At 49.7% G+C, this 26,789-nt stretch carries 48 protein-coding genes; 19 read left to right on the top strand and 29 right to left on the bottom strand.

Features of this window, described 5'->3' with window-relative positions; all coding sequences use genetic code 11:
- Window positions 1–40 precede the first annotated feature (40 nt).
- The 22 genes from BMY09_RS08250 to BMY09_RS08155 all read right to left on the bottom strand — a co-directional run bounded on the left by BMY09_RS08250 (window position 41) and on the right by BMY09_RS08155 (window position 13,647).
- Window positions 41–1,066, bottom strand: a complete 1,026-nt coding sequence (locus BMY09_RS08250) for a major capsid protein (RefSeq protein ID WP_091356509.1) — start codon at window positions 1,064–1,066, stop codon at window positions 41–43.
- 71 nt (window positions 1,067–1,137) lie between these two features.
- Entirely contained in the window at window positions 1,138–1,485 is a 348-nt protein-coding gene (locus BMY09_RS08245) for a head decoration protein (RefSeq protein ID WP_091356506.1), read from the bottom strand.
- A 58-nt stretch (window positions 1,486–1,543) separates the two neighbouring features.
- Entirely contained in the window at window positions 1,544–2,896 is a 1,353-nt protein-coding gene (locus BMY09_RS08240; RefSeq protein WP_091356501.1) for a S49 family peptidase, read from the bottom strand.
- A complete protein-coding gene (locus BMY09_RS08235; RefSeq protein WP_139203158.1) occupies window positions 2,893–3,096 on the bottom strand; it encodes a hypothetical protein in 204 nt (67 codons plus the stop codon). Before BMY09_RS08235 ends, BMY09_RS08240 begins: the two co-directional genes overlap by 4 nt.
- A gap of 71 nt (window positions 3,097–3,167) precedes the next feature.
- Window positions 3,168–4,760 (bottom strand): phage portal protein, encoded by a 1,593-nt coding sequence (locus BMY09_RS08230; RefSeq protein ID WP_091356495.1) that lies wholly within the window; start codon window positions 4,758–4,760, stop codon window positions 3,168–3,170.
- Entirely contained in the window at window positions 4,757–4,960 is a 204-nt protein-coding gene (gpW, locus tag BMY09_RS08225; RefSeq protein ID WP_091356493.1) for a gpW family head-tail joining protein, read from the bottom strand. Before gpW ends, BMY09_RS08230 begins: the two co-directional genes overlap by 4 nt.
- A gap of 14 nt (window positions 4,961–4,974) precedes the next feature.
- A complete protein-coding gene (locus BMY09_RS08220) occupies window positions 4,975–7,095 on the bottom strand; it encodes a terminase gpA endonuclease subunit (RefSeq protein ID WP_175483478.1) in 2,121 nt (706 codons plus the stop codon).
- On the bottom strand, window positions 7,022–7,549 hold the full coding sequence (locus tag BMY09_RS08215) for a hypothetical protein (protein ID WP_091356490.1): 528 nt from the start codon (window positions 7,547–7,549) through the stop codon (window positions 7,022–7,024). Before BMY09_RS08215 ends, BMY09_RS08220 begins: the two co-directional genes overlap by 74 nt.
- A gap of 156 nt (window positions 7,550–7,705) precedes the next feature.
- Window positions 7,706–7,978 carry an Rz1-like lysis system protein LysC gene (gene lysC, locus BMY09_RS22510; RefSeq protein WP_425424960.1) on the bottom strand — a complete coding sequence of 91 codons (273 nt, stop codon included), beginning with the start codon at window positions 7,976–7,978 and terminating at the stop codon, window positions 7,706–7,708.
- Window positions 7,875–8,252, bottom strand: coding sequence for a DUF2570 family protein (locus BMY09_RS08210; RefSeq protein WP_091356487.1), 378 nt, complete (start codon window positions 8,250–8,252; stop codon window positions 7,875–7,877). Before BMY09_RS08210 ends, lysC begins: the two co-directional genes overlap by 104 nt.
- An 8-nt stretch (window positions 8,253–8,260) precedes the next feature.
- A complete protein-coding gene (locus tag BMY09_RS08205; protein ID WP_091356485.1) occupies window positions 8,261–8,581 on the bottom strand; it encodes a hypothetical protein in 321 nt (106 codons plus the stop codon).
- Window positions 8,578–8,889 carry a hypothetical protein gene (locus BMY09_RS08200; protein WP_091356482.1) on the bottom strand — a complete coding sequence of 104 codons (312 nt, stop codon included), beginning with the start codon at window positions 8,887–8,889 and terminating at the stop codon, window positions 8,578–8,580. Before BMY09_RS08200 ends, BMY09_RS08205 begins: the two co-directional genes overlap by 4 nt.
- Window positions 8,880–9,275, bottom strand: a complete 396-nt coding sequence (locus BMY09_RS08195; RefSeq protein ID WP_091356479.1) for an N-acetylmuramoyl-L-alanine amidase — start codon at window positions 9,273–9,275, stop codon at window positions 8,880–8,882. Before BMY09_RS08195 ends, BMY09_RS08200 begins: the two co-directional genes overlap by 10 nt.
- 189 nt (window positions 9,276–9,464) lie before the next feature.
- Window positions 9,465–9,959, bottom strand: coding sequence for a hypothetical protein (locus BMY09_RS08190; RefSeq protein ID WP_091356476.1), 495 nt, complete (start codon window positions 9,957–9,959; stop codon window positions 9,465–9,467).
- A gap of 3 nt (window positions 9,960–9,962) precedes the next feature.
- Window positions 9,963–10,283 carry a hypothetical protein gene (locus tag BMY09_RS08185; protein ID WP_091356473.1) on the bottom strand — a complete coding sequence of 107 codons (321 nt, stop codon included), beginning with the start codon at window positions 10,281–10,283 and terminating at the stop codon, window positions 9,963–9,965.
- Entirely contained in the window at window positions 10,280–11,038 is a 759-nt protein-coding gene (locus BMY09_RS08180; protein ID WP_091356471.1) for a hypothetical protein, read from the bottom strand. The genes BMY09_RS08185 and BMY09_RS08180 overlap by 4 nt, the downstream gene beginning before the upstream one ends.
- A gap of 112 nt (window positions 11,039–11,150) precedes the next feature.
- Window positions 11,151–11,705 (bottom strand): deoxynucleotide monophosphate kinase family protein, encoded by a 555-nt coding sequence (locus tag BMY09_RS08175; RefSeq protein WP_091356469.1) that lies wholly within the window; start codon window positions 11,703–11,705, stop codon window positions 11,151–11,153.
- Window positions 11,706–11,777: 72 nt separating this feature from the next.
- Entirely contained in the window at window positions 11,778–12,047 is a 270-nt protein-coding gene (locus BMY09_RS08170) for a hypothetical protein (RefSeq protein WP_091356467.1), read from the bottom strand.
- A 75-nt stretch (window positions 12,048–12,122) separates the two neighbouring features.
- Window positions 12,123–12,452 (bottom strand): hypothetical protein, encoded by a 330-nt coding sequence (locus BMY09_RS08165; protein ID WP_091356465.1) that lies wholly within the window; start codon window positions 12,450–12,452, stop codon window positions 12,123–12,125.
- 24 nt (window positions 12,453–12,476) lie between these two features.
- Window positions 12,477–12,653, bottom strand: coding sequence for a hypothetical protein (locus tag BMY09_RS22155; RefSeq protein WP_175483476.1), 177 nt, complete (start codon window positions 12,651–12,653; stop codon window positions 12,477–12,479).
- Window positions 12,653–13,150, bottom strand: coding sequence for a hypothetical protein (locus BMY09_RS22150; protein WP_175483475.1), 498 nt, complete (start codon window positions 13,148–13,150; stop codon window positions 12,653–12,655). The genes BMY09_RS22155 and BMY09_RS22150 overlap by 1 nt, the downstream gene beginning before the upstream one ends.
- Window positions 13,150–13,647 (bottom strand): phage regulatory CII family protein, encoded by a 498-nt coding sequence (locus tag BMY09_RS08155; RefSeq protein WP_091356462.1) that lies wholly within the window; start codon window positions 13,645–13,647, stop codon window positions 13,150–13,152. Before BMY09_RS08155 ends, BMY09_RS22150 begins: the two co-directional genes overlap by 1 nt.
- A gap of 367 nt (window positions 13,648–14,014) precedes the next feature.
- Here BMY09_RS08155 and BMY09_RS08145 point away from each other — a divergent pair, with 367 nt between their 5' ends.
- Entirely contained in the window at window positions 14,015–14,524 is a 510-nt protein-coding gene (locus BMY09_RS08145) for a hypothetical protein (RefSeq protein WP_091356456.1), read from the top strand.
- On the opposite strand, the gene BMY09_RS08140 is transcribed toward BMY09_RS08145, so the two are convergent.
- Entirely contained in the window at window positions 14,517–14,705 is a 189-nt protein-coding gene (locus BMY09_RS08140) for a hypothetical protein (RefSeq protein ID WP_091356453.1), read from the bottom strand. The genes BMY09_RS08145 and BMY09_RS08140 overlap by 8 nt on opposite strands.
- Before the next feature lie 245 nt (window positions 14,706–14,950).
- Here BMY09_RS08140 and BMY09_RS08135 point away from each other — a divergent pair, with 245 nt between their 5' ends.
- On the top strand, window positions 14,951–15,301 hold the full coding sequence (locus BMY09_RS08135; RefSeq protein WP_091356451.1) for a helix-turn-helix domain-containing protein: 351 nt from the start codon (window positions 14,951–14,953) through the stop codon (window positions 15,299–15,301).
- Window positions 15,302–15,311: 10 nt separating this feature from the next.
- Here BMY09_RS08135 and BMY09_RS08130 read toward each other — a convergent pair whose 3' ends face one another.
- The 4 genes from BMY09_RS08130 to BMY09_RS08115 form a co-directional block, all read right to left on the bottom strand.
- On the bottom strand, window positions 15,312–15,524 hold the full coding sequence (locus BMY09_RS08130; protein ID WP_091356449.1) for a helix-turn-helix domain-containing protein: 213 nt from the start codon (window positions 15,522–15,524) through the stop codon (window positions 15,312–15,314).
- 27 nt (window positions 15,525–15,551) lie between these two features.
- Entirely contained in the window at window positions 15,552–15,821 is a 270-nt protein-coding gene (locus BMY09_RS08125) for a hypothetical protein (RefSeq protein ID WP_091356447.1), read from the bottom strand.
- 165 nt (window positions 15,822–15,986) lie between these two features.
- Window positions 15,987–16,277, bottom strand: coding sequence for a hypothetical protein (locus BMY09_RS08120; RefSeq protein ID WP_091356445.1), 291 nt, complete (start codon window positions 16,275–16,277; stop codon window positions 15,987–15,989).
- A 31-nt stretch (window positions 16,278–16,308) separates the two neighbouring features.
- Window positions 16,309–16,605 carry a hypothetical protein gene (locus BMY09_RS08115; protein ID WP_139203156.1) on the bottom strand — a complete coding sequence of 99 codons (297 nt, stop codon included), beginning with the start codon at window positions 16,603–16,605 and terminating at the stop codon, window positions 16,309–16,311.
- Between the two features lie 335 nt (window positions 16,606–16,940).
- Here BMY09_RS08115 and BMY09_RS08110 point away from each other — a divergent pair, with 335 nt between their 5' ends.
- Genes BMY09_RS08110 through BMY09_RS08100 form a run of 3 tightly spaced genes read left to right on the top strand, consistent with a single transcriptional unit; the run spans window position 16,941 to window position 17,697 of the window.
- The gene (locus tag BMY09_RS08110) at window positions 16,941–17,210 is read left to right on the top strand and encodes a hypothetical protein (RefSeq protein ID WP_091356438.1); all 270 of its coding nucleotides are present in this window, start codon (window positions 16,941–16,943) and stop codon (window positions 17,208–17,210) included.
- Complete coding sequence (locus tag BMY09_RS22015) at window positions 17,207–17,425, top strand: hypothetical protein (protein ID WP_139203155.1); 219 nt, start codon at window positions 17,207–17,209, stop codon at window positions 17,423–17,425. Before BMY09_RS08110 ends, BMY09_RS22015 begins: the two co-directional genes overlap by 4 nt.
- Window positions 17,410–17,697, top strand: coding sequence for a phage antirepressor KilAC domain-containing protein (locus BMY09_RS08100; RefSeq protein ID WP_091356434.1), 288 nt, complete (start codon window positions 17,410–17,412; stop codon window positions 17,695–17,697). Before BMY09_RS22015 ends, BMY09_RS08100 begins: the two co-directional genes overlap by 16 nt.
- A gap of 207 nt (window positions 17,698–17,904) precedes the next feature.
- On the opposite strand, the gene BMY09_RS08095 is transcribed toward BMY09_RS08100, so the two are convergent.
- Entirely contained in the window at window positions 17,905–18,123 is a 219-nt protein-coding gene (locus BMY09_RS08095) for a hypothetical protein (RefSeq protein ID WP_091356432.1), read from the bottom strand.
- 204 nt (window positions 18,124–18,327) lie between these two features.
- Between BMY09_RS08095 and BMY09_RS08090 the strand changes: the two genes are divergently transcribed.
- From BMY09_RS08090 to BMY09_RS22135, 14 genes are all read left to right on the top strand, one after another.
- Window positions 18,328–18,648, top strand: a complete 321-nt coding sequence (locus BMY09_RS08090) for a pyocin activator PrtN family protein (RefSeq protein WP_091356430.1) — start codon at window positions 18,328–18,330, stop codon at window positions 18,646–18,648.
- A gap of 11 nt (window positions 18,649–18,659) precedes the next feature.
- The gene (locus BMY09_RS08085; RefSeq protein ID WP_139203154.1) at window positions 18,660–18,914 is read left to right on the top strand and encodes a hypothetical protein; all 255 of its coding nucleotides are present in this window, start codon (window positions 18,660–18,662) and stop codon (window positions 18,912–18,914) included.
- A 42-nt stretch (window positions 18,915–18,956) separates the two neighbouring features.
- Window positions 18,957–19,550 (top strand): hypothetical protein, encoded by a 594-nt coding sequence (locus tag BMY09_RS08080; RefSeq protein ID WP_091356424.1) that lies wholly within the window; start codon window positions 18,957–18,959, stop codon window positions 19,548–19,550.
- Window positions 19,551–19,626: 76 nt separating this feature from the next.
- Window positions 19,627–20,571, top strand: a complete 945-nt coding sequence (locus BMY09_RS08075) for a phosphoadenosine phosphosulfate reductase domain-containing protein (RefSeq protein ID WP_091356422.1) — start codon at window positions 19,627–19,629, stop codon at window positions 20,569–20,571.
- Between the two features lie 60 nt (window positions 20,572–20,631).
- Window positions 20,632–22,320, top strand: coding sequence for a DNA cytosine methyltransferase (locus tag BMY09_RS08070; protein WP_091356419.1), 1,689 nt, complete (start codon window positions 20,632–20,634; stop codon window positions 22,318–22,320).
- Window positions 22,321–22,336: 16 nt separating this feature from the next.
- Window positions 22,337–22,537, top strand: coding sequence for a hypothetical protein (locus BMY09_RS08065; RefSeq protein WP_091356418.1), 201 nt, complete (start codon window positions 22,337–22,339; stop codon window positions 22,535–22,537).
- Complete coding sequence (locus BMY09_RS08060) at window positions 22,534–22,899, top strand: hypothetical protein (RefSeq protein ID WP_091356415.1); 366 nt, start codon at window positions 22,534–22,536, stop codon at window positions 22,897–22,899. The genes BMY09_RS08065 and BMY09_RS08060 overlap by 4 nt, the downstream gene beginning before the upstream one ends.
- On the top strand, window positions 22,896–23,372 hold the full coding sequence (locus BMY09_RS08055) for a DUF3850 domain-containing protein (RefSeq protein ID WP_091356413.1): 477 nt from the start codon (window positions 22,896–22,898) through the stop codon (window positions 23,370–23,372). Before BMY09_RS08060 ends, BMY09_RS08055 begins: the two co-directional genes overlap by 4 nt.
- Window positions 23,369–23,545, top strand: coding sequence for a hypothetical protein (locus BMY09_RS22145; RefSeq protein WP_175483474.1), 177 nt, complete (start codon window positions 23,369–23,371; stop codon window positions 23,543–23,545). Before BMY09_RS08055 ends, BMY09_RS22145 begins: the two co-directional genes overlap by 4 nt.
- Before the next feature lie 34 nt (window positions 23,546–23,579).
- Window positions 23,580–23,909, top strand: coding sequence for a hypothetical protein (locus BMY09_RS08050; protein ID WP_091356411.1), 330 nt, complete (start codon window positions 23,580–23,582; stop codon window positions 23,907–23,909).
- Between the two features lie 217 nt (window positions 23,910–24,126).
- Window positions 24,127–24,336 (top strand): hypothetical protein, encoded by a 210-nt coding sequence (locus tag BMY09_RS08045; protein ID WP_091356409.1) that lies wholly within the window; start codon window positions 24,127–24,129, stop codon window positions 24,334–24,336.
- A 202-nt stretch (window positions 24,337–24,538) separates the two neighbouring features.
- The gene (locus tag BMY09_RS22140) at window positions 24,539–24,712 is read left to right on the top strand and encodes a hypothetical protein (protein WP_175483473.1); all 174 of its coding nucleotides are present in this window, start codon (window positions 24,539–24,541) and stop codon (window positions 24,710–24,712) included.
- 174 nt (window positions 24,713–24,886) lie between these two features.
- Complete coding sequence (locus tag BMY09_RS22010; RefSeq protein WP_139203153.1) at window positions 24,887–25,096, top strand: hypothetical protein; 210 nt, start codon at window positions 24,887–24,889, stop codon at window positions 25,094–25,096.
- A 180-nt stretch (window positions 25,097–25,276) separates the two neighbouring features.
- A complete protein-coding gene (locus BMY09_RS22135; protein ID WP_175483472.1) occupies window positions 25,277–25,450 on the top strand; it encodes a hypothetical protein in 174 nt (57 codons plus the stop codon).
- Window positions 25,451–25,454: 4 nt separating this feature from the next.
- Here BMY09_RS22135 and BMY09_RS08035 read toward each other — a convergent pair whose 3' ends face one another.
- Window positions 25,455–26,570 carry a tyrosine-type recombinase/integrase gene (locus BMY09_RS08035; RefSeq protein WP_175483471.1) on the bottom strand — a complete coding sequence of 372 codons (1,116 nt, stop codon included), beginning with the start codon at window positions 26,568–26,570 and terminating at the stop codon, window positions 25,455–25,457.
- Window positions 26,571–26,789 lie beyond the last annotated feature (219 nt).

Genomic DNA, 26,789 nt, shown 5'->3' with positions numbered 1-26,789 from the left:
GCGCGGGTGCACTTCGCCTTTTGTTTAATCAGCGAGATTATTAACCGACAGTAACGACCACAAAGTCATTAATATTCATCGGCACCATCAGAGGTGAAGACTGAATCATGGTGTACTCACGGGCTGGGTCACCATCTGTTATCCAGTTGCGCGGGTAACGATCAGTCATAGTCATGCCTTCACGCACAGCATGTGCATCTTTAATAGCACCGTAGGCCCGCACACCCTGATTTTCAGTGTTACCCATCACCAGACAGTAATCCGGCAGATAGCGTTTTTTAACACCGCCCTCAGTGTAGTAATGTTGCGTTACCACGATTTGCACATCACCAAACCAACCTTTAAAGCTGACCGTCTCGCCAAGATTTTTAAGGGCCGTCTCCAACATAGAGGTACTGCCGCGACGCGTATCCAGCTTTTCCTTAACCGCTTTAAACCCATGAAACAGCGCCCAGGTTTTTGAGTCCATCACAGCGACGTTAATCAAACCATCAGACTCACCCGCCCAGGTTGTCATGTCGTCGGTTGGGTCATAGCTATCGACCGCTTTACCCGTCCACACCTCACCCACACCCAGCGTCACATTGTTAGCCGCAGCCTGACCAAAATCGACCTGCTGCGCGGGATAACCCTCACCCTCGACGGTATAGCCACCACTAATGATTGCATCTACCGCCTGCTTTTCCTCATACTGCTGAATCGCCAGATCTTCTTTGATCATATTGTCAGCAATTTGCGCCTCCCGACGCTGATCCATTGACAAAGCACCATTCAGCCGCTCACCAGCCCGACGCTTCATCAGCTTTTGCGGGTCGACTTCATGCTTTGGCTTAACGTATGCCGCTTTGAACGTCCGCGTTTTATAGCCCTGATCTGCAATTACTTTACCGCCCACCACTGGCGATACCGTCACAGCGATATCAATGTTTTCATCCAGAGCATCCAGCTTAATCTCTTCAGACTCAGACAGAAAAACTTGCGGGAAGAACAGCGCCAGAAACAACGCCTGAAACTTCGATTTTTTTTCTACAACGCCGAGCAGATCGGCTGTACCAAATGTATCCATTGTTCGTTTCTCCAGAAACAAAAAAGCCCTGAAAATCAGGGCTTAAATTCGATTTATGTTAAGCGGATTTTTTAGCCAGCGGTCTGCACACTGATCGGCGTGCCAGCAAAGGCCAGTGACTTTTGCAGCGCAGTGGCAGCACCCCAGACAACCAGATCAGTATTAAAACAACCGGACTTGTAAGCCTGCGTGACCACTGCACCACCGGTTGCATCTACTGCTGCCACCGTCATACGGGTGGCCACTTCAGAGCCATCAGCGGCACCCGGCGCCCATTCAACAAACTCACCGGTTGCCGTCAGTTGGCCCAGCGGCGTCAGCGCTGCCAGATCTTCACCAGACGCAATTGTAATTTCAGTGGTATAAGCTGGCTCGCTGGTCGCAAACCGGGTATCCGGGGTATAAGTTTCAAGAGTCATTATTCATCACCTGTTTGATGTTCATTAAACGCACTTAAAAATGCGCAGAAATCAGCGCTTATTTATCGCCGGTTACGCGCTCATAGCTGGCCAGCAATGTACCGCCTGCTGATTCAGTCACTTGCTGATCTGCACCCACATTTGGCTGCTGCTCATTCGCCATCGCTGACGCCAGAGCATTACTCATATCAGACGGATCGGTCGCACCCACCACCGGCACCGTGGCCAGCGCCGCTTTGGCATCTTCAACACTCAATTTAGTGTTAAACGCCAGGTGATTAGCCGTCGCTTCACGGCCCTTTGCTTCATCACACTGCATGATGCCAGCGATGCGCGCCTGCATTGTTGCAGCAGCATCTGGCTGATCGACCTCAGCCGCCGATTGCTGCGCCGGTTGTGCTGCAGGCTCAACCACCGCCGCTGCTGGCGCATCAGCACCCGCCGCAGGGCCGCCCTGTGCAGGCACTTGCGCCTGCGTTTGTACGTCTTGTGTAGACATATTTGCTCCTATCGAGATTGTTCTGCCCTGCGAGGACAGATGTTCAGAAAAAACAGATACCGCATCAATGCCGTTAACCAGCTCATCCGCGAAACCCACATCAACCGCCGCTTGCCCGCGATAAGTCGCGGCATCGGTGGCTAATACTTCAGCTGTGCTCATGCCGATATGTCCGGACACCAGCTCAGCAAACTCATTGCGCAACGCATCAGATTCGCTCTGAAACCGCGCCAAAACATCAGCCCCGAGCGCTTCATAGGGGTTGCCATCAATCTTATGCGCACCGGAGTGGATGAGAGTGACTTTATAGCCATCCTCTGCAAGCTTTTTAGACATATCCGCGTGGGCCATCACGACACCGACCGAGCCCGCAACGCCCGTTTCATTAATCAACCGTCGGTGAGCTGAACTAGCCAATGCCATGCCTCCACTGCAATTCATGTCATAACAGAGCGCCCATAGTTTTTTACCTGATGCGTCCGCCAGCTCTCGCAGTTTTCGGGATGTGTTAAAACATCCAGACACCTCACCGCCCGGCGTGTCTAAATCAAGCAGAACGCCTTTTATCTCAGGGTCTGAAAATGCATCTTGCGCCCGATAGATAATGCCGTCATAACCCGTCATCCCACTATAGGGCTTAACGTTGCCGGTTTTATGCGCCAGCGTCCCAGATATCGGCAACACCGCCACACCATCAACCACCTCATACGGGCGGTTACGCCCCCGATCAGACGACCAGGCCGCCGCAGACTGGCGCATTTTCTCACCGGTTAAAATAACGCCCTCATTATCCTGCAACTCAAAAATACCCAAGCGAGGCGCCAGCGCACTAAAGAAAGTGCGGGCATAACCTGGCTCCAGTAGCAGCGGCGTGTTCAACACCCGGCTGGCAATGTGTGCCATATTATTCATACAGCAACCCCGCAGGATTCAGGATTTAGCATACCGCTGGCCATCTGCCGACGACGGCGGGCACACTCGCGGGCGCGGGTAGGTGTTTTTTTAGCAATGCGATTGCCACGACCCACATGCAAAGACTGACCACCATCAATCATCCGCGCAGGCACACCCATCGACATCAACGCGTTAATCAAACCCATTCGATTTAACATACATACCCCCTAAATTCAGGCATAAAAAAACCCGCCGTAGCGGGTTGTTTTGACTCTATTTAAAGCAGCGATTACGCAGCAGCCTGGTCTTCTGCTTTCTGATCTTCCTGGGCAAAGTTATCCACCTGCATCCAAGCCGGACGCGGCAAGCCAGCCGCCTCACGCTCTTTCTGCTCCCTTACCTGCTGCTTAAAGACTTCCTGATAATCCTGCCCCATCTGCGCCAGCTCTTTCTCGTATGTACTAAAACCATACTCGACGCGCAGAATAGCTTCCTTAACATCTTTGAGCCCGTCGATTGCCATACGACCAGTGCCGATAAACCCACAATTGCACCATGCCCCACGGGCCTGATAGAAATCACGAGTAGCACCTTTCGGCAACTTGAGCTGCTTGCTGTGCAGCAGATCCTCCAGCACCAGGCTGAAGATAACCGCGCCTTTGCGGGCCGGTATAATCTTCCGCCGACCCATAAAATAACGCCACTGCTCCAACATTGACGCCCGGGCCGTACTGTATGAAAGCTTTGTGAAGTCTTTTGACAACCCCTCTTTCGACAGATTAAGCCCGGCAGCAATCCAGCCCAGCACGCCGCTTTCTAACTGCGTGTATCCGTTGTCAGCATTACCGCTGGTATGCAGATTCAGCCGCTCATTCGGCATCAGCTGCAGCGCCTTCACACCATCACCGATGTTTAAGCCACCGTTGCGAAATTCATTAATAGCCAGCATGTATTTTTGCAACATTTCAGTAGAGTTTTCACCACCAATTAACGCCGCTCCCGCATCAGGCCCAAGATCAGACTCAAGCGATACCGCATACATTGCGTTTACAATCGCGTTTTGCAGTGTCGTGTGGTGAAGCTTTGGCAGAATTTGTAGCTGTTCCAGCACTGATAAAAACTGGTTTGCGCCTCGCGTCTGCCCATCTTCCGTCGGCTCAAACGTATGAATGATTTTAGGCCGACCCCAGCCGGTATCACGCGCCACCCGCTTCCAGGTATGCCCCATACCATCGCCCATGCCGTAGTATGAGCTATTACCCTGCCGGATATGGTAAGCCAGCGCTGCGCCGTATTGGTCAGATTCAACACCACCCCGCACCAGGTCACTATCTGCCCCGTTACCAGGGTTTGAAATACGCTTCGGTGATATCTGCTTAATCGCTGTATGAATCAATGACCCCGGACGATCTATCCACTCAGCTGAACAAAAATCCTCACCCAGCCGCGTGTGAACACTCACCGTTTCACGCATGATCATCGTAAAGGTGCGTTTGCGTTCTGCATCCAGATAGCAACCAACCGGATCCTCTGCGACTTCCTGCCAGATCTGCTCCACATCACGAATAAACGCCAGCGCCTCAACTTCTTTGACACCCAGCGATTCCCACAACGGCTTATAACTCAGCCGAAAATTATCACCGACGATGTTGTCAACGTGCAGCTGAACACCGTTAGATGCGAATGCGTTATTGCGCACTACATCCTCAGCGCGAGCATTGCCCATTTTCAGATCAGGCAGCAGCGCTGCATCAGCTGTTTTTAACCCCGGCGACCACCGCGCTAACTGTCCACCATGCCCGACACCAGCCCCTTGATAAGAACTCATCTGCTGCCGCAACGGCTGACCGTCAAGCCCCTCAATGGGTCTGAATGTTGTCATAGAAAAACCCCCATCGGACGACGCAACTGAGTGACACCCAGCTGCGTTTCGAGAGACTGAATATACTTTTCAAGATCAGGAAGATTAACCGCCGTGTATTCAACAGACCGCCCATCTTTCTGCACCTTTACCGCCTTTCGGCCCGTCAGCAGCGCGTGCTTAGCCGCCCGCGCTTCATCAAGCTGCGATTGAGTAGCCATTATTTACCCCTGATTTATCGATTCATCATGCGGCCCAACTCAGCCAGCGATAACTTTTTATCCTGAGAACCAGACGGTTTAGACTGAACCGCCGCAGACTTAAACGGATTAACCGTCACAGGCTTGCTTTCCTGGACCAGATCGCCCGCCTCTTCGACCTCATACACCTCATCAAAATCCGGACGGTTATCAATCACCGTTACCAGATCGTCCGGCGCGTTATCACCAAGCAGATCGACCTGCATGAGAGATGCTTGCTGATGGTCCCACCAGTCATGCTTTTTAAGGTGCAACTTTTCAACCATCGCAGCATGTGTTGCATACACCTCACAGTCCCACGCTTCGATAGCCGTGCCTGACTTTTGCTGCCACACCATTTTTCCGCGCTGTGTTCGCGATGGCGCTTTGATCTCACCAGTCATCTGATCATAGTAATCAGCCCGCACCGATTCATAATAATGAATACGATTCGGCCCCGACCCTGACAACTTAAGATGCCCTGATATCAAGTCTTTTGCGGCCTGAGTGCCCACCCGCCAAACTTGCAAACCAAATTTATCAGCCTTGGTTTTCTGACTATTGATATCCATCCGCCGAGGAAGCGTGACGATCGGCGCATCAGCAGAGGTTGCCCCCTTAATCGCCATTAAATTTAAACCACGCCCACGACGACTACGCACATAGTGATAAGTCGCTCCCTGAGTAACACCATCACTAGTATCTAACGAAGCAGACTTGATGCGCACAACCGCACCAATTTCATGCCGATATGAACCAAATAGAATGCGATCTAACTCACCCCAAACAGGATCATTAATATCGTTAATATCGTTTTTGGCATAAATTTCTGTGTAACACACCAGCCAGGATTCAAGATCACGCCCCCAGGCTTTCACTTTTATCGCCAATCGATCACGCTGCACGTCAACGCCTGCTGTGAGAAAAACACCCCCACGCTGAACAACCAACTCAGGATAATCCTCAGCTTTTGCTCTCAACTCATCAGCACTGACGTTATCGCCTTTATACTCGTATGCCTGCCCCAGTTTTTGGTTAGTAAACTTGATCAGTGAGTTTTCATTGCCTTTCTCAAACTCAGCCTTTGCCGACAGATAGTCTTTAACAACATCTGCTAACGAGGTGCCAGGCATACACACATACAATTCTGAGAGCCCCATAAAACCAGCCCGCCCGGTAAACGTAGCCGTAGGCACCCAACCCGCATTAACATCACCTGCATCAAATGCGTTAAAACAGGTATTACGGATATTCTCCTGCCGCTGGTAATCATCCCATTCCCAACCACAACAAGGGCAGCGATAGACAGCCGAATCTGGCAGGGCCCGACCATAAACCGGATGAACCTCTGTACCCTCATCAACTGAATCCCAATGAACATTATCCCAGTTCAAAACATGCGATTCGCCGCAGTTATGACAGACAACCGGCAATACCCGCTTATCAGTCTGATCAAGCCGCGCTTCGGTTTTCGACAACCCTTTTACCGCAGGCGTACCGCCCACGATCAGCATTGAGCCGATAAAACGCTTTAACCGTTCTTCAATGTTGCCGATCGCATCACCCTGACCCGCCACGTTATCAGCAGTATCATCAGGTTCCTCAACAACACCCACCCCCACTTTTGAAGTGGACTTCACGTTACCGGGAGAGTTAGACCCAACCAGCTTTATAAACCCACCTGGGTATGTGCGGTTATCCCAGCGCGCTCCAGACTTGCGCGAGGTACTGACATCCATCACATCAGTGACAGAGCTATTCGCCTGCGCCGTTGGCAGAAACTTCTCATCGTGGAAGTTTTTAGCGTCGCCAGTTTTCGCAAACAGCGCAATTATCGGACACGGATCATATTCAGATTCAGAAATAACTTTGCAGATAAACCCAAGCAGAAAGAAAGTCCAGCCGATCTGTGCAGCCTTCATCAAATCAACTTCTACAACATCAGGGTCATCAAGCGCAGCGCAAACACCAATAAAATACGGCGTATAGTAAAAATCGTATTCCCCAAAGTCAGGCAAGACATATTCAGTTTCAAGAAACTCTTTAGTGCTTTTCCTCTTCGGAAGCGTCAGCAACTCCGCCGCTTTCGCCGCTACTCGCGCCAAGTTTGAGCGCATAGCCTCTAACTCGGTCGATAGCAGTTCCAGCATGTTTTTCACTCAACTCTTTCGGTAAATCAATATCAAACTGGCTTTTCAAATCATCCCGCAAGCGCTCAAAAGCCCGACGGAACTGACCAGCCGAATAAATAGCCCAATCAGACAGGAACTGATAAGCCTCTTCTTCGTGAATAGTGGTTGAAATCTTCTCGTTGTACTCAAGCCGCATGATTGCGGTTTTCACTGTTTTCTCTTCATAGGTCGCCTTGGCAACATCAACCTGATCTTCACCACCACGACCAGCGGCCTGCTGCCTGAGCTGATCACAATACTGGTGAAGCCACTCCTGATAAGTGCCATTTTCAGACAGATTTTCTTTCTTAACTTGACTGCTAATCGCCTGCTGAGAAACACCAACCAGATTCGCAAATCCGGTTTGACTAGCCTTCTCATCTAACTTCAATACAGACATAAATCACCCAAGTATCAGACACTTATCACCACTCAACTATTACCACCACAACCCCCTATAGCCCCAGAAATCTGCAAATAATCCGCGCAGCAGCAGGCCGTACAGAGCAATCCGTCCCAAAGGACCCGCGCTGTTTCTAGCCTTCAGCCTGACTGACTACTGCCCATCAACAGAAAGATCATCTAAACGCCTATCACGCCAGGCACGCAGGCCAGCAAATCTGGCATCACACTGTTCAATCACATCTAACAACGGCTCGATGTATTCAACGGCATCACCGTAGAGATCAACCGGCAGCACTGGCGGGATACATCCAGCCAGCAGATCAACCGGGGGGAGATCCGCTATCGATTCCCGCTTGACGATGTATTCTGTCCCGCAGCCTGTTAGCAACAGACAGAGGCAAAGCAGTGTTAGCACAGACTTCATCTTTCAGATCTCTCTTTGTTTGTTGCTGCGATGCCAGGCTTTTGCGGTGCAGATCTCTGTTCTGCTGATTCACACGGGCAACCAATGCCTGATCCCATAGATGCCGCTCATGCTGCTTCTGCAGTTCAACTTCTGACGACTGAAGATCTGCAGCGAGCTGATCACGCTCAGAGGCTAATGCACCGATCTGCTCTGACTGCTGCTGATACAACCAACCCAAACCAAGCACAGCAACAGTCAGCGCAATAAAAATACCGATTGCTAAACGATTCATAGAATCACCTATTTAGTAAACCGAGAAACAAACCAGCCCGCTATTGCCTCACCCCTTGAATCCAGGGCGGCAAGTATCGGCCAGAACATAAATCCCAACCCAAACAACGCACCGTCCCGGCCCGGCATATCAACCGGAAGGTTTGGCCCAATCATGTTGACCGTAAAGCCACCCAACAAAATAAAAATAATAAAACCCTTCCAGTTGAGCGGCTTACCCTTGCTTGAATGCTGAAACAGATAGTTAGCACCCGCCCCCATTCCGCCGGGCAGACCATAGGCGAGATAGCTTTTCAATATCTCAATAGCGTCCGCGAGAAATACTTTCATCCGTGCCTACCTACTGAGAGTGATAATTTCAAATTCTTTAGCTGCGCCAGCATGATGATGCAAACAAAGACATCAAACATTGCCCACCATCGCCCCAGCGCACCATATCCACACTCTTGTGACAACACGGTTACCACGCACAATCCAATGCAAAACAATGCACTCAGGGCGATCAACACCACCTGATGCTGCGCAAAATGGGTTAACCGGCGATGAGGGTTAGCTGCATCCAGCACCAGCCAGACATGCCCGCATTGCCATAAAACATAAAAGCAAACGCCGCCAACAATAAAATAAATTAGCTGCATAACCCTGTCTCTTTAAGCCATTGCTGAACATCAAACCCCGGGCACGTCTTATGAGGATTAACTTCATAATGCCCATGAATCGAAACACCGTAACGCTCGATATAATCCGCGCACACAACCCGCAAAGTCTCCATCGCTGCATCAGTAAACTGATCAGTGCCTATCAGACAGATACCCACCGCATCCGCATTATTGCCAGCCGCCTGACTGGGCACCCAATAATCAGGACGCCCCCGCTCAAACTCACCATCAGGCTGAATGACGCCCGAATAACCAATGCCATCCCAACCACGATCAAGGTGCCACTGATGAATCTCTGCTGCCGGTACAGGTTTAAAGTTAGACGTAGCAGCACAATGAATAAACAACCGCTTTATCTGACGCATAACCACCCTCCAGCCATAAAAAAGCCCGGCACAAAGGCCGGGCAATAAGCAAAGTACAACAGCTCAACTACTAACACGCCAAATCGTAGGCATAAAAAAACCCCGACCAATTGGCCGGGGTTCTGTAGACGCACTGATGAGACGTTACGGAATTTATACTACTCAGGGTGCACGGTGTAAAGCCCTTTTTTAATCCGTTGATATTTTTTTCAACAATGACTCTCTGATTTTCTGCTTGCGCTTAGGTGCTTTCAGATAACACAACACCAGATTTTGCGCATGAATCAGCCGCCGGCGGAACGTATGCCGCCCGCATCCCACTGCGCGCGCCCGCTCCTCGACCGTTTTGCACACCTCAATATATTGCTCAACAATCACCGCCCTCGATTCACCATCAATCTGATTAACCGCTCTATCGGTGTCGTAGACGAAATCCGGCATATCAACGCCTTTAGCTGTACAGCGGATCAGCTCCCCCTGATTTTGAATCAATGCCGCCAGCATTGACGAACACCCCCCGCCAGCGCCATCACGCTGCCCAAGGTGCCACTCACCCCACGCCACCAGACGCCTATCAATCTGCTTGTTGATCACTGTTCCCGCAGCAACCTTAGCCTGATAATCCTCATTCTTACGCCGCTTAGCTAACCCACGTTCAGCCAACGCCAACATCGCCTCACTCATACCCTATCCCCTTGCTTGTGTTGTTATCGCCTCAGCAAACTCACTGAACGGAACCCGCTGAAGAAACAAATATCCAGAGCCCAAATCACTCACATCAACGCAATCACCTTCAGCCCTGCGCAAACGATATAAAATCGCCTTCTTAACCAACCCCCGTTCAATCGCGGTTAACTGATATCGACCTGTAAACTCATCGACAAGATCAGCAACATCCTCACCATTAAACGCCCGCCCCACCCCCTCCTGTTTCGCGTCCATCACCTCCACCCGGGACCGCACCTTCCGGCCCCGCTCATTACTCAGCACATATCGATTACCCGTCATGCACTCACCCTCCCCGTTTTCACATGATGAACAACGCTATCAACCAGTTTCGACTCCCAACCCCGCTGTGATAACTGAACCTCTGGCCTGTCAAGCCAATAGCGAATCAACTCCTCAACAATCAGCCCTCCGTCAGCGTCTGAAATTGCACCCACATCAACACCCCACCGTTTTACCTGCTCATCAATCCACTCATGCCCAATCGGCTCCCAGGACGGAAACATCGAAAATACAGATTCAGCGTTATGTAGAGAGAGAGTCTCCGACTCTCTGATATGTGCCGGGTTTTGATTTTTTGGTGTGCCGGGTTGTGTGTCGGCTTTTGAAGATTCACCATCTGCACCGCCAGTAATAACAGGGCTTTCAGGCTTATTAACATTATCTGAACCTATGCCGGGTAACTGTGTCGGCTTAGTGTCGGCTTTTATTTTTGCGGAAGAATTCAACCGAGCAACCAGACACTTAAACACCAACCGGTCACCATCACTTTTAATCGTGACCAACCCGCGCTTAACAAGATGCTCAGCCGCCCGCCGGACCTGCGCCTTACTGGGCAACACCTCTTTAATACCCGGCGCAGATTCAACCCGCAGTTCACGCGCCAGGCCGTGCCAGCTTATCTTTGAAAACCGCCCAACCAGGCCAGAATCAAAATCCATCTGAGGACGTATACCAAACACATACAGCTCACGCACCAGCCACGGCGCACCATAAAGCGCTGAAATCTCATCAGGTGATAAATAGACACCCGCCATATAATCCCCTTGCAGCCAAACCAAAACCCGGCCTATAATTCATCTGCTTGTGTTGTGAGGGTTAACCCCTCGCCACAGAAAAGCCGCTGTTCCCGCAGCGGCTTTTCACCTTCTACACAGCCCGGCACTGCTCCAGCCAGAAATGCTTGTTATCCAGTACCGACCGATTCAACTCATTCAGATTATTGCCTGAGTTATCCAGCGCCATATCACCCGCCACAAACTCAACCCCATCCTCAGTTGAATGCGCCCGCACCGGCTCAACACCCTCACGCGTGATATGAACCACCACACCACCCAGATCACGCACCCAGGTAGCCTCAGCCTCAGTACGCACATCAGAGACAACCACAAACTGAGTGGGCGGCAGCGACTTAATACGTACCGCCAGGCGCTTAATCCAAACATCCTCACCAAACACAGCCCGACCGCACTCAGTACCGATCAACTGCATTATCTGCCGGGGAGACATACCCCACTCAGAGATAACCACCTCTTTCAATTCCCGGGCATTCATCTGCTGATAATCTAAACCAAACATAGCCATCGCCGTGCTGCGAATCGCATCACCAAACGCCACCTGAAACGCCATATCATGCTCAGTCAAAATCCGCGCCACTGTATCTTTACCGCACCCCGCCGGGCCTGTTAAACCGATTATTCTCATTGATAAATTCCTGATAGTTTCATGACATAACACTGAGATCACCGGGACGCTTCGCGCCCGGTATCATTATTGTTATGCTTCCTTACTTTTAAAACGAGCGCCTAAATAAAGCTTTCCGTAAGCTCTGCCACCTGCAGGCAACTGCCATGAATATTCGCCAATAGGTTTCGCTCCTCGCTTTAAAACCAACCCTTGCTTTTTTGCCGATGAGGGTGATTTGATATCCAGATATCTAGGGATACAATCAATTTCACCATCACACAGATCAAGCGGCTCATCATTAAGTAATGCCTGACAAATCTTAATTGTTTTCGCTAGTTTTTCTTTCGTTTTTTTATCCATATCAATCTCCAAAACATAACAACGGCAAGCATACCGCTGCGCTGGACAGCCTACTGGCAGACCGTGTTGCAGGGGTTATGAGCTAACAACCTGCCCAAGCTTTTTGCTGTACTCTGTGTAGCATTCAATCTTATCCATCTTCATAACAATGGCGCTCAGATTTGGACGTAAATCTATCCCGTGTTTTGCTAGATTCTGAACGCTACCCAGCAAATCCTGCCATTCAGCTTCAATTCGCTCTTTATTGCTGGTTGGCAGATCTCTCTGCTCATTAATTCCAAACCGGATAGCCTTTGATACCTGCTGCTGCAACTTTAAAAAATCTAGCGACATAACAAGCAGCTCTTGAGCTACTTCACCAAGCTCCTCTTCAAAAACCTTTAATGCATTCTGATCTTCTGTCACTGTCGCTACCTCTCTACAACTCAATCAAGCCGCCCTAACAAACACCCGGCAAGCCACCACCTTAAACACCGTCGGATCACCGCCCTGGGAATACTGTTTCACCACCGGCATCGATCTGAAATCTAACTTACTGCAATCCTCTGCCTGCTTCGCGCAGTGAACGCACATAGAGCCCTTCGGGTGATACAGATATGCAGCCATCACTCACCCCCGATCCGCGCCTTACCTTCCGGCCCGGCATCCGGCGCTATCTCAGCCAACTGGGCATAGCTATCCCGCTGCAGCCGTTCAGCCTCAGCCAGACATTCAAGAATTTTTAGATTATTCGCCTGAACCCGGCGAGAGATATCACTATCATCAGACAGAATTTTCTGATGCTTCGCGTTCACTTCAACTTGCAGTTGTTGCAGCAGATCCTCCAACTTAAAACCAGAGGGATTTTCAGCACTCATCAGCACCGACTTAGAAGAAACAACTTTTTTAACCGGAGAATCAAGAGGGTTACCCAGCGGAATAACACCCTCCTCCGGACACTCCTCGAAATACATCACCAGGTTAAAATGCTCGATAACACCATCGTCATTTTCAAGCCCTTCAGGGTGACAATCAGCAAGACAAACTACCGTCTCAAGCTCAGCATCATCCACCCCAGAAACATCAACATCTACCCCGGAATACAGCGCTAAATCAATAATCATCACTTCGCCCTCCGATAATGCTCAACCATTTTGGTCAACTCAGCCTGTGCCCGGTCCAGATCTTGCTGAAACGCCTCCAGCCGGGCAAACTCGATATCATCAACCTCACCATCAGACAGCGCTTGCGCAACATGGTCAGATATCGCAGATGACTTGCTTCCCAAACTGCTAAACACTTTCAGCAGATCCAGATCACCCGGCACCGCCGCAGCCTTTTCAGCATCAACCCACACAACAGACGCCAGATGCCCAACCGCCTGCAAAATATGAGTATCTTTAGTCACCTCAATAATCAGCTCGATGTCATACGGGTTGAGATAATGCGTGTGCACATCAGGGGCCAGTTTCTTCTGCCACACCTGCAACTTTTCGCGAGACACCCCCGCTGCATCCAGAAAGCTTTTCAGCCCCTGCTGATAATCATAAACCGCGTGATAACAGGCCATTTGCAGACCATAAATCACACCGTCATCATCAAATCGTCTTTTCCTGCCCACGTCCTCAACCCTCCTGATAACACCGTTTTAGTGTTGCAAATAACACGTATAGTGATGTTTATGCAGCTTGATCACCGAATATATCGCGCCGAAATTCAGACGCACCCAAACCAGTATGCTGACTGAGATCGCGAGCCATAATCGCCCCGACCTGCTTCCCATACAGAAAAACCTGACGGAGATACCCGGGCGATGTACCCAACACCTCTGCCAACTGATCCTTCTGACTTTTTTTAAGGCCACGCCAGTAATTAACCAACACAGCAGAGCTATTTTTTTTCGCCATAGCATGTACCTCCGAGGTACATATAAACACATTAATAATGTACCTGCAAGAGCATGTACCAAATCAGTACAGATTCTTACAATGGAAGACTACAAAATGGCACAAAAACCAATGACTGATATCAACGACATACGGCTAGACAACACCCGCCAACTGGCTAATAAACATTGCGGATCATTAGCTAAATTCGCTGATAGAATAGATCGCGTACCAACTCAGGTAAGCCGAATTATCGGCAAAAACCCAACCAAAAAAATTGGCAACCGCCTGGCCCGCCACATAGAAGAAAAATTTAACAAAGAGAGCGGGTGGTTAGACCAGGTGCACCGCGAAGAAAACCAGCAAAGCGAAAACTCCATTCAAGAAAAACCAGCGCTATACATGGCACTCACCGGCACAGCAGACCAACTTGAACTACTTCGCTCAGTTATCGAAACAATAGAAACAATACTCGAAGAAGAGGAGATAAAATTATCTCCCGAAGAAAAAGCCAAATCAATCATCGCATGCCTTCAGACCTGCGTGAAACGCGGCACCAACTTATCCGCAGATAAAGCCATTGCCGCTACTGCAATTCAAGCCGTCATTTGACAGACCGCCTCATCTTCAGTGCATGATCATGCACAGATAAACGCCATTCAAACAGAGCAGCCACCTTCTCAGCCCTATCCACCATTGTCTGAATACGACACCACCGCTCAATTAGCCGATCAGCTTCACGCATCCGACACAACTCACCTGGCAACTGAATCACAGCAAAATCACGCTGCATAAAACCTCCTTGTACCTTTTAAAGTACTGTATATTTACCCAGTATATAAGATAAATATTCCCTTGAAAATAGCCTGCCTACACAACACAGATTAAGCGACGCTTAACATCAGTCTATAGCGAAGCAATCCAAAAAATAAACAGATTCGTATCAAAAGGTTAGCAATACAACCCCCAACATCTGTTGGGGAGTATAAAGGCACTGACTAACTTGCCATACACCCAATAAAAAACAACAATACAAATATGCAGAGCAGTATCAGCACCCCCGGAAGCCGCCTCAAAGCCGCCCGCCAGAAAATAGGATTAACACAAACAGGAGTTGCAGAACGGTTATCGCAGTCAGTAGAAACTTACAAAGGCTGGGAACAAGACCGGGCACGCCCGCGCTCATACTTAATCATCAAACGCCTGTGCACCATTCTGCACATCACCATCGACCACTATATCGGCGGTGCTGAAAACAGCTGTCTGGCACCGGATGAATCCTGCCTGCTGCACCACTACCGCACACTACCCCAGGAAGGCAAAGACGCCCTTAACACCATACTGGACTTAATACACCCTCCACCGACAACAGACACAAAAAAGCCCTGACGAGCAGGGCTTATAAATCAACCTCATCACTGAGCCAACCAACATCATCACCAACCCGCCGCAGCAAACACTCCACCGCCAAAGCCGTTTGAACAGTAATATTCCCCTTCCCCGTCTCAAGCTTACTTACCTGCCTATCACCAGCCCAACCCAACGCCGCACCCATCTGCTTCTGGTCATAACCCAGCACCAGCCGGGCTTTTTTAAACTGCTCAGCGGTCACTCAATAACCTCTCTATAAAAATTAACGTTAGTCATTAAGGATGGAGGATTCAGCAATAGCACTACTAAGCGCCTCCTGGTAGTCAAACTCTGCACCTGATTCTACCAGGCAGTCCAAATGAGCAGAGAGGCTGTCTTCGTCATATCCGTAACCGGCGTCTTTTGCGGCATTCATAGCATACGCAGTTGCAACCATCTCTGCTGTAGCATCAGTGCTCATTTCGTCATTGATCAGCTCGACGACCTGATCAATAGAGAAACAATTTTCAAGAGCGTTATTTGCGATTCTGATAGTCATGATCTTATTCCTTCAATTACCGGCCAGGCCATTCCTTTACCGTTAAATCTATAATAGAACTTTGTTCTATTTATGTAAAGAACTTTGTTCTATTTTTTTAAAATTATTTTATCCATAAAAAAGCCCGCCGAAGTGAGCCAATCATCAACCGTTAATCTAAACCAACTACCGATGCCACTCAGTATCAACAACTTTTCCACCCATAATCGTCACCGTCCAGTTAAGATCCTCCTGGATATATTGCCACCTCTCAACCGCTTCCCACTGCTTACAATGACCACCCCGCTCTTTAGTACACACCGTCTCAAACGCGCGCGCCAGCGGCCTGCCCAAACCACTCACCACCTCCGCCACCGAATCACCCCGCATAATACGCCCGCCATCCTTTGTATTTAAAAACGTCGCATACGCCGGAAAAGCCACCACCATCATCATCAACACAATCCATTTTTTCATCACATTACTCCATTAATTTACAAAACGACATCTATCTAGCCTTTTTTACACACATCAAATACCACCGATCACGAAACTCAGCCACAGCTTTTTCCTGATTCACAGGCACCTGAAAAGCAGGCTGCTCATAAGCATCAATCACCATCGACTCAAAAACATCACTTCCCTTAACAATCTCCATCATAGACACCATTGATACATTTTTCTGGCGACTATCCATAACAGTCTCAGCCAACTCAGAAACATCCTTACACAACCCCATCTCCTTTTCCCCAGTAATACCCACCTGAGAAACAACCAGAGCAACAACCAATGCAACAACACGCATAAAAACCTCCATTTAAACCATTCAACACCACTCCTGAAAGGTGCAAAAACACAGTTTAAACCATTGACTTATCAATCACATGTACCAAAAAACAAAAATAATGTACCTTTTAGGGTTGCAATATGTATCTATTGGGTACATTATTTAAAAAAATACACCGAAAGGTACAGAATCATGCAAACCAAACTTTCACATAAAACAGCTAACGGGCCCTACATCCCACGCAGACCTTCTGCCAGCCGTGCAGGTGAGTTTGTTGCGCACCTCATTACCTGGCACAAGCACCACGGCCTCACCGGCGCTCAGGCGGCCAAACACATTCAGGACGCCCGCGCATGAACATGAACGAAAAAATAAGCCTGATCATAAATCTGGCCATCGAGATAACAACGACCGGAAAAGACCATGTGTTTGTCAACTATTTCGGCCCAGCTGGCAGCACATTCGGATTAGAAATAACCATATGCAGCAATGCTACAGAACCAGGCTGCGAAATATCAAAAACACCAATTTACCTAAAAGCATCTAGCGACACCGCAGCAAACATCGCCACCAAACTAGACGCCACGATAGCCAAACTGAAAGAACTAAGAGGCCAGCCATGAATACCCGGCTAACACAAACCTCCCATAACCAGTGGCGTTACAACGGCGTGCACATCACCGCCCACATCCTGAAAAAACCAATCGGCCTGGTGAACGAGTGCTATCACCTCACCAGCCGCTTTAAAAACCTCCACTTCGGCACACTCAAAGCTGCCGCCGAGTGGCTGGACAAACACGACATACCGCAGGAGCCAGAACAATGCGCTATTGCATAGACATGAAAGAAGCGGCCCAGCGCACCGGCATCAAAGGCGGACGTAACGCCCTGTTTGCACTGCTGAAAAAGCACGGGCACCTAAACAAAGACAACACCGCCAGCCACACCATGATCAAGCTGGGGTATATGCGCAACGAACTCAAACAAGCCCGCACCCACAGCGGCATCGAGCGCAACTACTACAAACCAGCTATCACCCCCACGGGCATCAGCTGGCTGCATGAGTTTGTAAAACAACATGCCGAGATAAAGCCAGAGGCGGCGGCGTAGGTTAAGAGCAAAGACGTCGCTAGTGGCTAGTGGCTAGTGGCTAGTGGCTAGAAAAAGATTTTTTAACAACACAAGCAGAGGGAAAAACCATGAAGAGATATTGCAGCGACTGCAAAAAAGAAACCAGCCACTCAGAACAGCTAATCCGCAGCGCAGCTGATGACGATGATGCAATCTTCTCAGCCAATGGCGATGACGTTTACGAAGTCACATGCCAGGAATGCGGCGCAAGTCACGAAGAAATGTAACCACCAACCAGCAACCACCTTCAGCCCCTTCACTGGGGCTTTCTGGGTGACAGGGCATAGCGCCCAGCTGAATAACCGGCAACCCAAACCAACCAAGGGCAGAACGATGAAATAACAGATAACCATCCGCAGTAGCTATCAGCAACCAGCGGCGAGCATCAGGGCAGCTTGTTATCACCTATTTACTAATCCGGGAAAGAATCGATTTACCGCCGGAGCCCCTAAAAGAGAATCGACCCTGAGCCGCTGGAATGCGATCCAGCAGGGGAACAGCACACAGTAGACGGTTGCCGCAACAACGCCGGACGACGTAACCGGCACAAACACGCTTTTTCTAGCCACTAACCACTAGCGACTAGCCACTTAAAAAACGAGGCATCACATGAAGCGGCAAACCAACATCGCCGACAGCAACCGACCAGCGCTGCAGCAGTACAACAGCACCGCGCTCATGCTGATGCTGCAATATGGCAGCCCAACAGTGGAACTGCGTACCATCTGCCACCTGTTCGGCTTTAAAGACGAATACGAAGCCAACCGTGCAGCCAGCGAAGGCCGTCTGCCAATCACCGTCTCAAAACTCAGAGACAGCCAGAAATCCCCCTACCTAATTCACGTAGAAGATCTGGCCACATTCATCGAACAGCAACGCCAGCGGGGTGCAGAAGAGCAAGCCAGCTGGACCAAGCGGAGATCAGCATAATGTGCAACTGCATGAACGACACCCTGGAAATTGCCCAACAACATATTAAAAAAGACCTACCAAAGCATGATCCCGCTTCAGTAAAAATCGAATGGGCCGGGAAAATATTCAGACTAGAAGGCAACCAAAACAACAACGTTGTTTTACCCATCGACATCCGCTATCGGGCATTAAAAAACGACGATACACCCTACAAAAACATAACCAGAACCGGCACAAGCATGGCCATGAATTACTGCCCGTTTTGCGGCGAGAAATTCGAATAACGCTTTTTCTAGCAACTAGCCACTGCTTTTAAGGAACTTAACATGACCTATTTCAACGATAAAAAATACAGCTACACCGACAAACCGAACTACGAAGATTCAGCCTATCACATGCTGGCACAGGCCCGAGATCTGCGCCTGCTTTTCGGCCAGCCGGTTGATTCCTGCGCCGCATGCGATCATGACATTTATCTCAACGCCTTTCGTGAATCATTCAGCCACTTCACCCAGGCACGGGCCATTAGCAACCAGGCGGGCATCATCGAACACATCACCTACTGCGCTCTCATTCTGTGCAGCTATAAAACCGATGCAGGCAAACACATGCAGCTCAGCTTTAAGGCGCATATCAAAGACCTGCACGACATCGCCGATCTGCACGATTTTAACCTGGTCCGCACCGTCATCGCCCTGGTCACCAGCGAACAGACAAAACTGATCACCAGCAACGATCTGGACGCCACCCGCCAATACTACTCCAACAACGGCATCACCTGCGACTTCAACCACCGCCGCGACAGCCGCTTTATCTGTTTCAACAAAACCAACGGCGACACCCTCCCCGGCCTCAACTACCAGGAACCCGACTGGGAAGACACCGAGCGCTGGGCACGAGTACGAATTCAGGCGGCGTAAAGGGCTAAGAAGTGGCTAGTGGTTAGTGGCTAGTCGCTAGAAAAAGATTTTTAAAAGCACAAGCGAAGGCAGACAAATGAAACAACACAACATCATATCAGTATCAGGCGGTAAAGATTCCACCGCCACCGTACTGCTGGCCCTCGCCTTAGAAACAGAAAACATTCAACTGGTTTTTGCAGACACCGGGCACGAACACCCGCTGACATATGACTATGTTGACTATCTATCTGATGCCGTAAGCCTGCCAATCCGCAAAGTCAAAGCTGACTTTTCTATGCAGATAGAACGCAAACGCCGGAAGCTATTGGCTGGCGAGTTACCAGGCTGGACCGATGCAGCAACCGAACGCGCACTGCAAGCACTAGTACCGACCGGAAACCCCTTTCTTGATATGTGCATGTGGAAAAGCCGCTTTCCATCAACCAAAGCTCGCTTTTGCACCGAACATTTAAAGCGTGATCCGATCATTGAGCAAGTATTTTTACCACTACTCGATGCAGAAGAAATAGTGTGGAGCTGGCAAGGCATCCGCCGAGATGAATCCCCCGCCAGGCGATACGCAAAAGAGTTTGAAGAGGTAGGCGGCGGTCTATTCAACTATCGCCCCATTGCCAGATGGACAGCAAAATCAGTGTTTGAAGCACATGACTACATGGGCATTAAACCAAACCCGCTTTACAAAATGGGCATGGGCCGCGTGGGCTGTATGCCGTGCGTTAACTGCAATAAAAATGAACTGCAAAACATCGCCCTCCGCTTTCCCGAAGAAGTAGAGCGAGTGCGTGAATGGGAAAGACTAGTATCAGAAGCATCCCGCCGCGAATCAGCCACCTTTTTCTACGGCATCAGTGACCCAACGGCCCACAAAACCGACACCATTCATTACAAAACTCACGGCATAGACCGAATGGTTGAATGGTCTCAAACAACCCGAGGCGGGCGCCAGCTAGACCTGATAGCCGCCTCAGCCGATCCGACAGCCTGCAGCAGCGCATACGGGCTATGCGACGCGGGATAACCGCTTCATCCAACAACAAACCACTGATTTTAAGCAACACAAGCAAAGGGACTAACAACAATGAATGCAGCAACAGGCTTCAGGATGCACCCACAGCCAGATTTTAACTTTGGCGAATTGGTGGTCGATAACTTCGCCGGCGGCGGTGGCGCAAGCACAGGCATAGAACTGGCAATGGGGCGTTCAGTTGATATCGCTATCAACCATGACATTGACGCCATCCGGATGCACGAAACCAACCACCCGCACACCAGGCACTACTGTGAATCTGTATGGGACATCGACCCCCGTAAAGTCACCGCCGGGCAACCCGTAGGGCTGGCATGGTTCAGCCCCGACTGTAAGCACTTCAGCAAAGCCAAAGGCGGGAAGCCAGTAGAAAAAGCAATTCGCGGGCTGGCCTGGGTAGCCGTGCGCTGGGCTGCAACGGTAAAACCCCGCATTATCATGCTGGAAAACGTTGAAGAGTTTAAAACCTGGGGGCCACTCACCCGCGATGGCAAGCCGTGCAAAAAACAAACCGGCAAAACCTTCCGATCATTCACCAACGCGCTCAAGCGATTAGGCTATGACGTCGAGTTTAAAGAACTTCGCGCCTGTGACTATGGCGCACCCACTATTCGCAAACGCCTCTTCATGGTCGCCCGCAGAGACAATCAGCCGATCCAGTGGCCAACACCCACCCACGGCGACCCGGCATCACCGGAAGTAAAAGCAGGCATTCTGAAACCCTATCGCACCGCAGCGGATATCATTGACTGGTCGCTACCCTGCCCCTCAATCTTTGAACGAAAAAAACCACTGGCAGAAAACACCCTGCGCAGAATCGCCCGGGGCATTCAGAAGTTTGTTGTTGATAACCCAACGCCATTTATTGTGACCTGCAACCATTCAGGCAATGGGTTCAGAGGCCAGAGTATTGATCAGCCATTCAAAACTGTCACCGCATCACGAGATGCTCACGGCGTTGTTGATGCCACGCTGATGCCGTTTATCACAGAATACGCCAACAGCAGCAGCCAGCGCAATATGCCATCCGATGAACCGCTGCGCACCATCTGCGCCCAGGTTAAAGGCGGTCACTTTGCCGTCGTCGCACCCATCATAGAACGCACTTTCAGCAACTCAGAAGGCAACGCAGCTGATGCCCCACTAGGCACCATCACCGCAGGCGGTGGCGGTAAAGCCGCACTCTGCGCCGCATTTCTATCCAAATACTACGGCCCGAAAAGCCCTAACGAAATACGCGGTCAGCAGCCAGAGCAACCCATTCACACCATCACTACCGGCAACCGCCACAGCCTGATCACCAGCAACCTGATCAAGCTACGCGGCACCAGCCAGCACGGTCAGCCAACAGACGAGCCATTGCCAACCATCACCGCCGGCGGAAACCACGTAGGTGAAGTGCGCGCCTTCCTACTGAAATACTACGGCAACGAAAAAACAGGCGTAAACATCACCGAACCCATGCACACCGTCCCCACCCGGGACCGCTTTGGCTTAGTCACCGTCCACGGCGAAGACTATCAGATAGTCGATATCGGTATGCGAATGCTCCAGCCGCACGAACTATTCGCCGCCCAGGGATTCCCGGCAGACTACATCATTGACCGCGACCACACCGGAAAAACCTTCAGCAAAGACAAACAAGTCGCCCGCTGCGGCAACTCAGTCTGCCCAGACATCGCCCGGGCACTGGTGCAAGCCAACATGACAGAAACCAGCCGCGAGACAGTCGCCGCCTAACCAAGAGGGAATAGTGATGGCACGTTATGCGTCAGGCTCAAAAATTGAAGCCATCAAAAATATGACTAATTGCGCTATCAGAGATCAGCAAGCGCTTATAGATGCTCATTTAGGAATAAACGATCCAGAGTCAGCGATAGCCATCCATGACGCAAAAGAATGGATAAAAGACTTTAAGCGACTTAAAAAAATATTGGCAGGGAGTAATCAGCAATGACTAAAAACAACTTAGCCCACGTCCTACTCGCTGTCGATGCGCTCAACTTCGACGCCGGCGACTGGAAACCGGAAAGCATCGAACGGCATCTGCGCGAACAGATCGAGCTGGCACGGAAACACCTACAAAGCATTGTCGACAACGAAGAGGCCGCCGGCATGGTCGTTGTTGCCGCTGATCGCATCGCTGATCTCGAAGACAAAATCACCCGCCTTAAGCAGTTCGCCGCTGAATCAGGCGTAGCGTATCGGGATGATGATTCCAATCTGATCACCGAAGGATTCAGGTCGCTGCCTGACGCTCTACAAGCGGCTATTAACGCATTAGAAGAAAAGATTGATTTAGACAGGGGCCAGCAATGAAACACCACGAACTTAAAACAGATCCAGACGTATTCCAGCTATCCTGGGACGGGAAAAAAGGCTATGAAATCCGCTTGAATGATCGGGATTTTCAAATAGGCGACATCCTTGAGCTAAAAGAAACACGCTACTCCGGAAAACAAATGTCCGAGGGTAAGCCTCTTGAGTATACCGGTCGCTGTATTGGATTCCCGGTTGCCAGCATTATAAGTGGATACGGTTTAAAAGACGGCTGGGTAATTCTTGGAACTACCGACATGGAAAATGGAGTAATGAAATTCGTCAACATGATGATTGGAGCATTAGAAAGCGGATTTGTCGATGACAATAGACCGTCACTGGCACAGATCCACCAGATAGCCCGCCATCACATAAAAGACAACTACGGCATTGACCACCCAAGCATCACAGAAGAATGGGGGCAGTACGTAACTGAGCTTTGCGGAATAAAGCCACAGGAGCCATCAAAATGAACACCCTACTGATCGGCATAGTAATAATCCTCGCAGCGTTCTACGCGATCATAATTATGCCGCGTCAACACGGTCGAAGCTGGGCAAAAGCTTCCGTCGTCATAGCGCTGATCATTGGTTCGGGAGCGGTGATAGCAGGCGCATCGATGATGCTGTTCGGTGCGGTTTCGTAACTAATTAAGCGCCATTGTGGCGATGGAGATAGAGATGGATATGCCAAGCCCATGCCCTAATTGCGGCAATATTGTTGAGTTTCATGACATGGTAAATCACCCCAACGAATTTAGAACGTTGGTTTGTGAAGAATGTCATGATCAGATCCAAGAAGAAAACAACCGCGGCGATATGGTAGACAAGTTTGGCAACCGCATAACGTGGAAAGCTGATCCAGATGATGGGTTGATAGAGTCTAGCGTCAATAGTGAAGAGATCGCTACGTGGTGTTATGAAGATGAGGCTGAAGCCACTTTTCTCAGCTTCATGGAAATATGGAATAAAGCCCAGGAACGCGCCCAGGTAGCGCACGAATCAATATAGGTGGTGAGTGATGAATACGACTAACCAAAATAAAATAACTCAGCCCTACATGCTACTAACAGGCCCAAACACTCACAGAAAAGTGCATATATGCAGCGAAACAAAAAACCATATCATTACTTCATTCGGCACATTCAAAAAAGATAACATGCGCTGGATAGTCGATGACAGATATATGATTCAAGCTTTAAGCGTTATTAATAAATAGGCGATAATCATGGAAATAGATGTACAAATAGAGCGGATTAGCAACGGCTTCATCGTCACAGGCAACGACTCGACAAGAACAAAACAATATTACCCTAGCATGGAAAGTTTTGTGGAGGATTGGGTGATTGATCCCATCAAAGACGCCGACAAATATTTCAAAGAGCATAACGCTGATGGCGAAATACGGCGATTCAAATTAAAGGTAGAAGCGGCATAACGAATAAGGCGGTGAGTGATGACTGATCAATTCGAAATACCAGAAAGTGTGATTAACGAATGGCGTCAGCAGTGCACATGTTGCGCTATATGCCATGACACTCCATGCGATGGAGTAATGGCTGGCGATATTTGCGATGACGCATGTAGCTGTGATGATGAATATTATCTGGATGATGAAGGCGATGAAGGTGACAACAACAATGAATACTGAAGTTTTAAAACTAGCGGAAAACTCAATGGCCAGCTGCTTAGAATCCTATCTAATAAGCATTAGCGACTCTATGGAGTTTCATAACCCGCATCTAACAGATCAGGAAATTAATCGTGCCGTAGAAGCAGTAAAAAAAGAAATTGAGTCGATAAAGCTGACCTAAAATAAACCGGAGGCACCATGCCGACACTTAAATATCTATGCCACCAATGCTGTAAAATGCTTAGCATCACATCGAATTAGATGGCGAAGAAATATTTGCAGACTGGCTAGATGAAAGCAACGCCGCCAAAAAGCTCAGAGCAAGCAAAACAAACTTACAATAGGATTAACCCACATGTGGCACTCAGCAGAAACACCACCAAAAGGAAGCATCCACCTATGGACCCGCGATGTCATCACAGTGACAAACCACGGCAATGTCTATCTGCTAGCATACATGCACGGAGAAAACAGCGGCACCTGGCAACGCCCTGAAGAATTCGAACCCGGTGAACAGGTTGAATTATGGACAGAACACCCAGACAAGCAAAAACCGAAAGGCTAAAAAAATGTCATACCAATGGACAGTAAAAGAACTAAGAGAGATGCTAGAAGGCGAACCCGATGACGCCATTGTATTCGCCATCTGGCACGATGAATCAAACCAGTTTCATGAACGTCCTATCTACAAAAGCAGCACCGCAGCCAACAAATCAGAACATTATCTATACCTGGGAAACGAGCGATGAACGAAGAAAAAGCCCGCAAAATACTAGGAAGCTGGATTAAAGAAAATGACAATCTCACCCACACAGACCCATACATTAACGCCGATCACAAAGGGATATCGCTTGATGGCGGCTTTACCCGCAAACAACTTAAAGCAATATTTTGGTGGATGAAATACAAGCTAAAATAAAAACCTACTCAACCCCAAACCGCGCCAGCCACTCCCACCCAGCATATTTATCAAAGGGCTCTGATTTAACCAGGTGAGTATAGCGCTTTAAATTATCCCAGCTGCCGTGACCGGTCACCATCGCTACCCGGGTAATATCCCAACCCAACTCAAAATAGTGAGATGTACCCTCATGCCGCAAATCATGCAAACGCAGCCCCTTAACACCCACATCCTGATGCTGACACGCGCGCTGAAAAAAAGTGCTGACAGACCGGGGGTTATACGGAAATATCCGATCATCCACCCTCGGCTGCGCCATCACCACCGCCCACGCACGGGCCGGTAAACTCACCCACTTATGATTCCCCTGCTTTTTGCGCGGATGCTTCATATCCCGCACCAGAACGCGCTGGTTATCATAATCAAGATCAGCCCACTCAATGCGACACGTCTCAGCCACCCGCCGCGCTGAGAACACCTGAAACATCACCAGATCAACCATAGGCGTTGTTCTATTCGTCCGAGCATACGCCCCCGGCCCTGATACCTCGCGATCAAAATACGCTAGCAACCGGCTTAATTCATCTAACTCAGGCCGACGATCAACCGCCTCAGCCCGACCAATCAAGCCATATTTAGACCCCAACCGCCGTGCATCCTCCAACTGCAGCAAATCAACCCCCTTACCCCAGGCCGACCGCGCATACTCCAACACCTGCTTTAAATAAATAGCATCCTGCGCCGCCGTCGCCGGAGACGCCCCCTTAGCCACCCGCCACCGCAACCAGTCCATCAACTGCGCTGACGTATGCCCAATCAACGGCAAATCAGCCAGCGGCGCCTGGCGCTGCATATACTTCAATGCCGACAACTTAGACCGCCCAATACCCCGAGGCAACACACTCACCTCATCAACATACCGCGCACACGCCTGCCCCAGCGTCAAATCCCCCGACAGCGAATCAACCCCCACCTCATCAATAAACGCCTCACGCCTCTTCGCCCACCGCTCAGCCTTCTTCCGCTGATCGAAAGTTTCAGACTCATGATATATAATCACGCCCTTCCGGCGAATACGAATCTGGACTAAGAAAGCAACAGATCCATCCTTACGGGTACGTGCAGTTATTGTTGCCATCCCATAGTCTCCAGTGCAACATGAAGCAGTGCAACACGAGTTCATGTTGCCTTTTATGTTGCACTGTATTCCCAAAAACACCCTAAAACAACCTAATTGAACCAAAAACAAGCCATTGAAAACATCAGCAAAAACAAGCCACAGCCCAGCAACCCCGCGGAATACGCCGGATAGACGCCTTTCAGTCGCGCCCATGATGGAAAGGATTTTTTTAAAACA

The organism is Amphritea atlantica (genome assembly GCF_900111095.1).
Classification (GTDB): domain Bacteria; phylum Pseudomonadota; class Gammaproteobacteria; order Pseudomonadales; family Balneatricaceae; genus Amphritea; species Amphritea atlantica.
The sequence above is the reverse complement of the archived record's forward strand: the minus strand, read 5'-3'. Positions and strand labels throughout refer to the sequence as shown.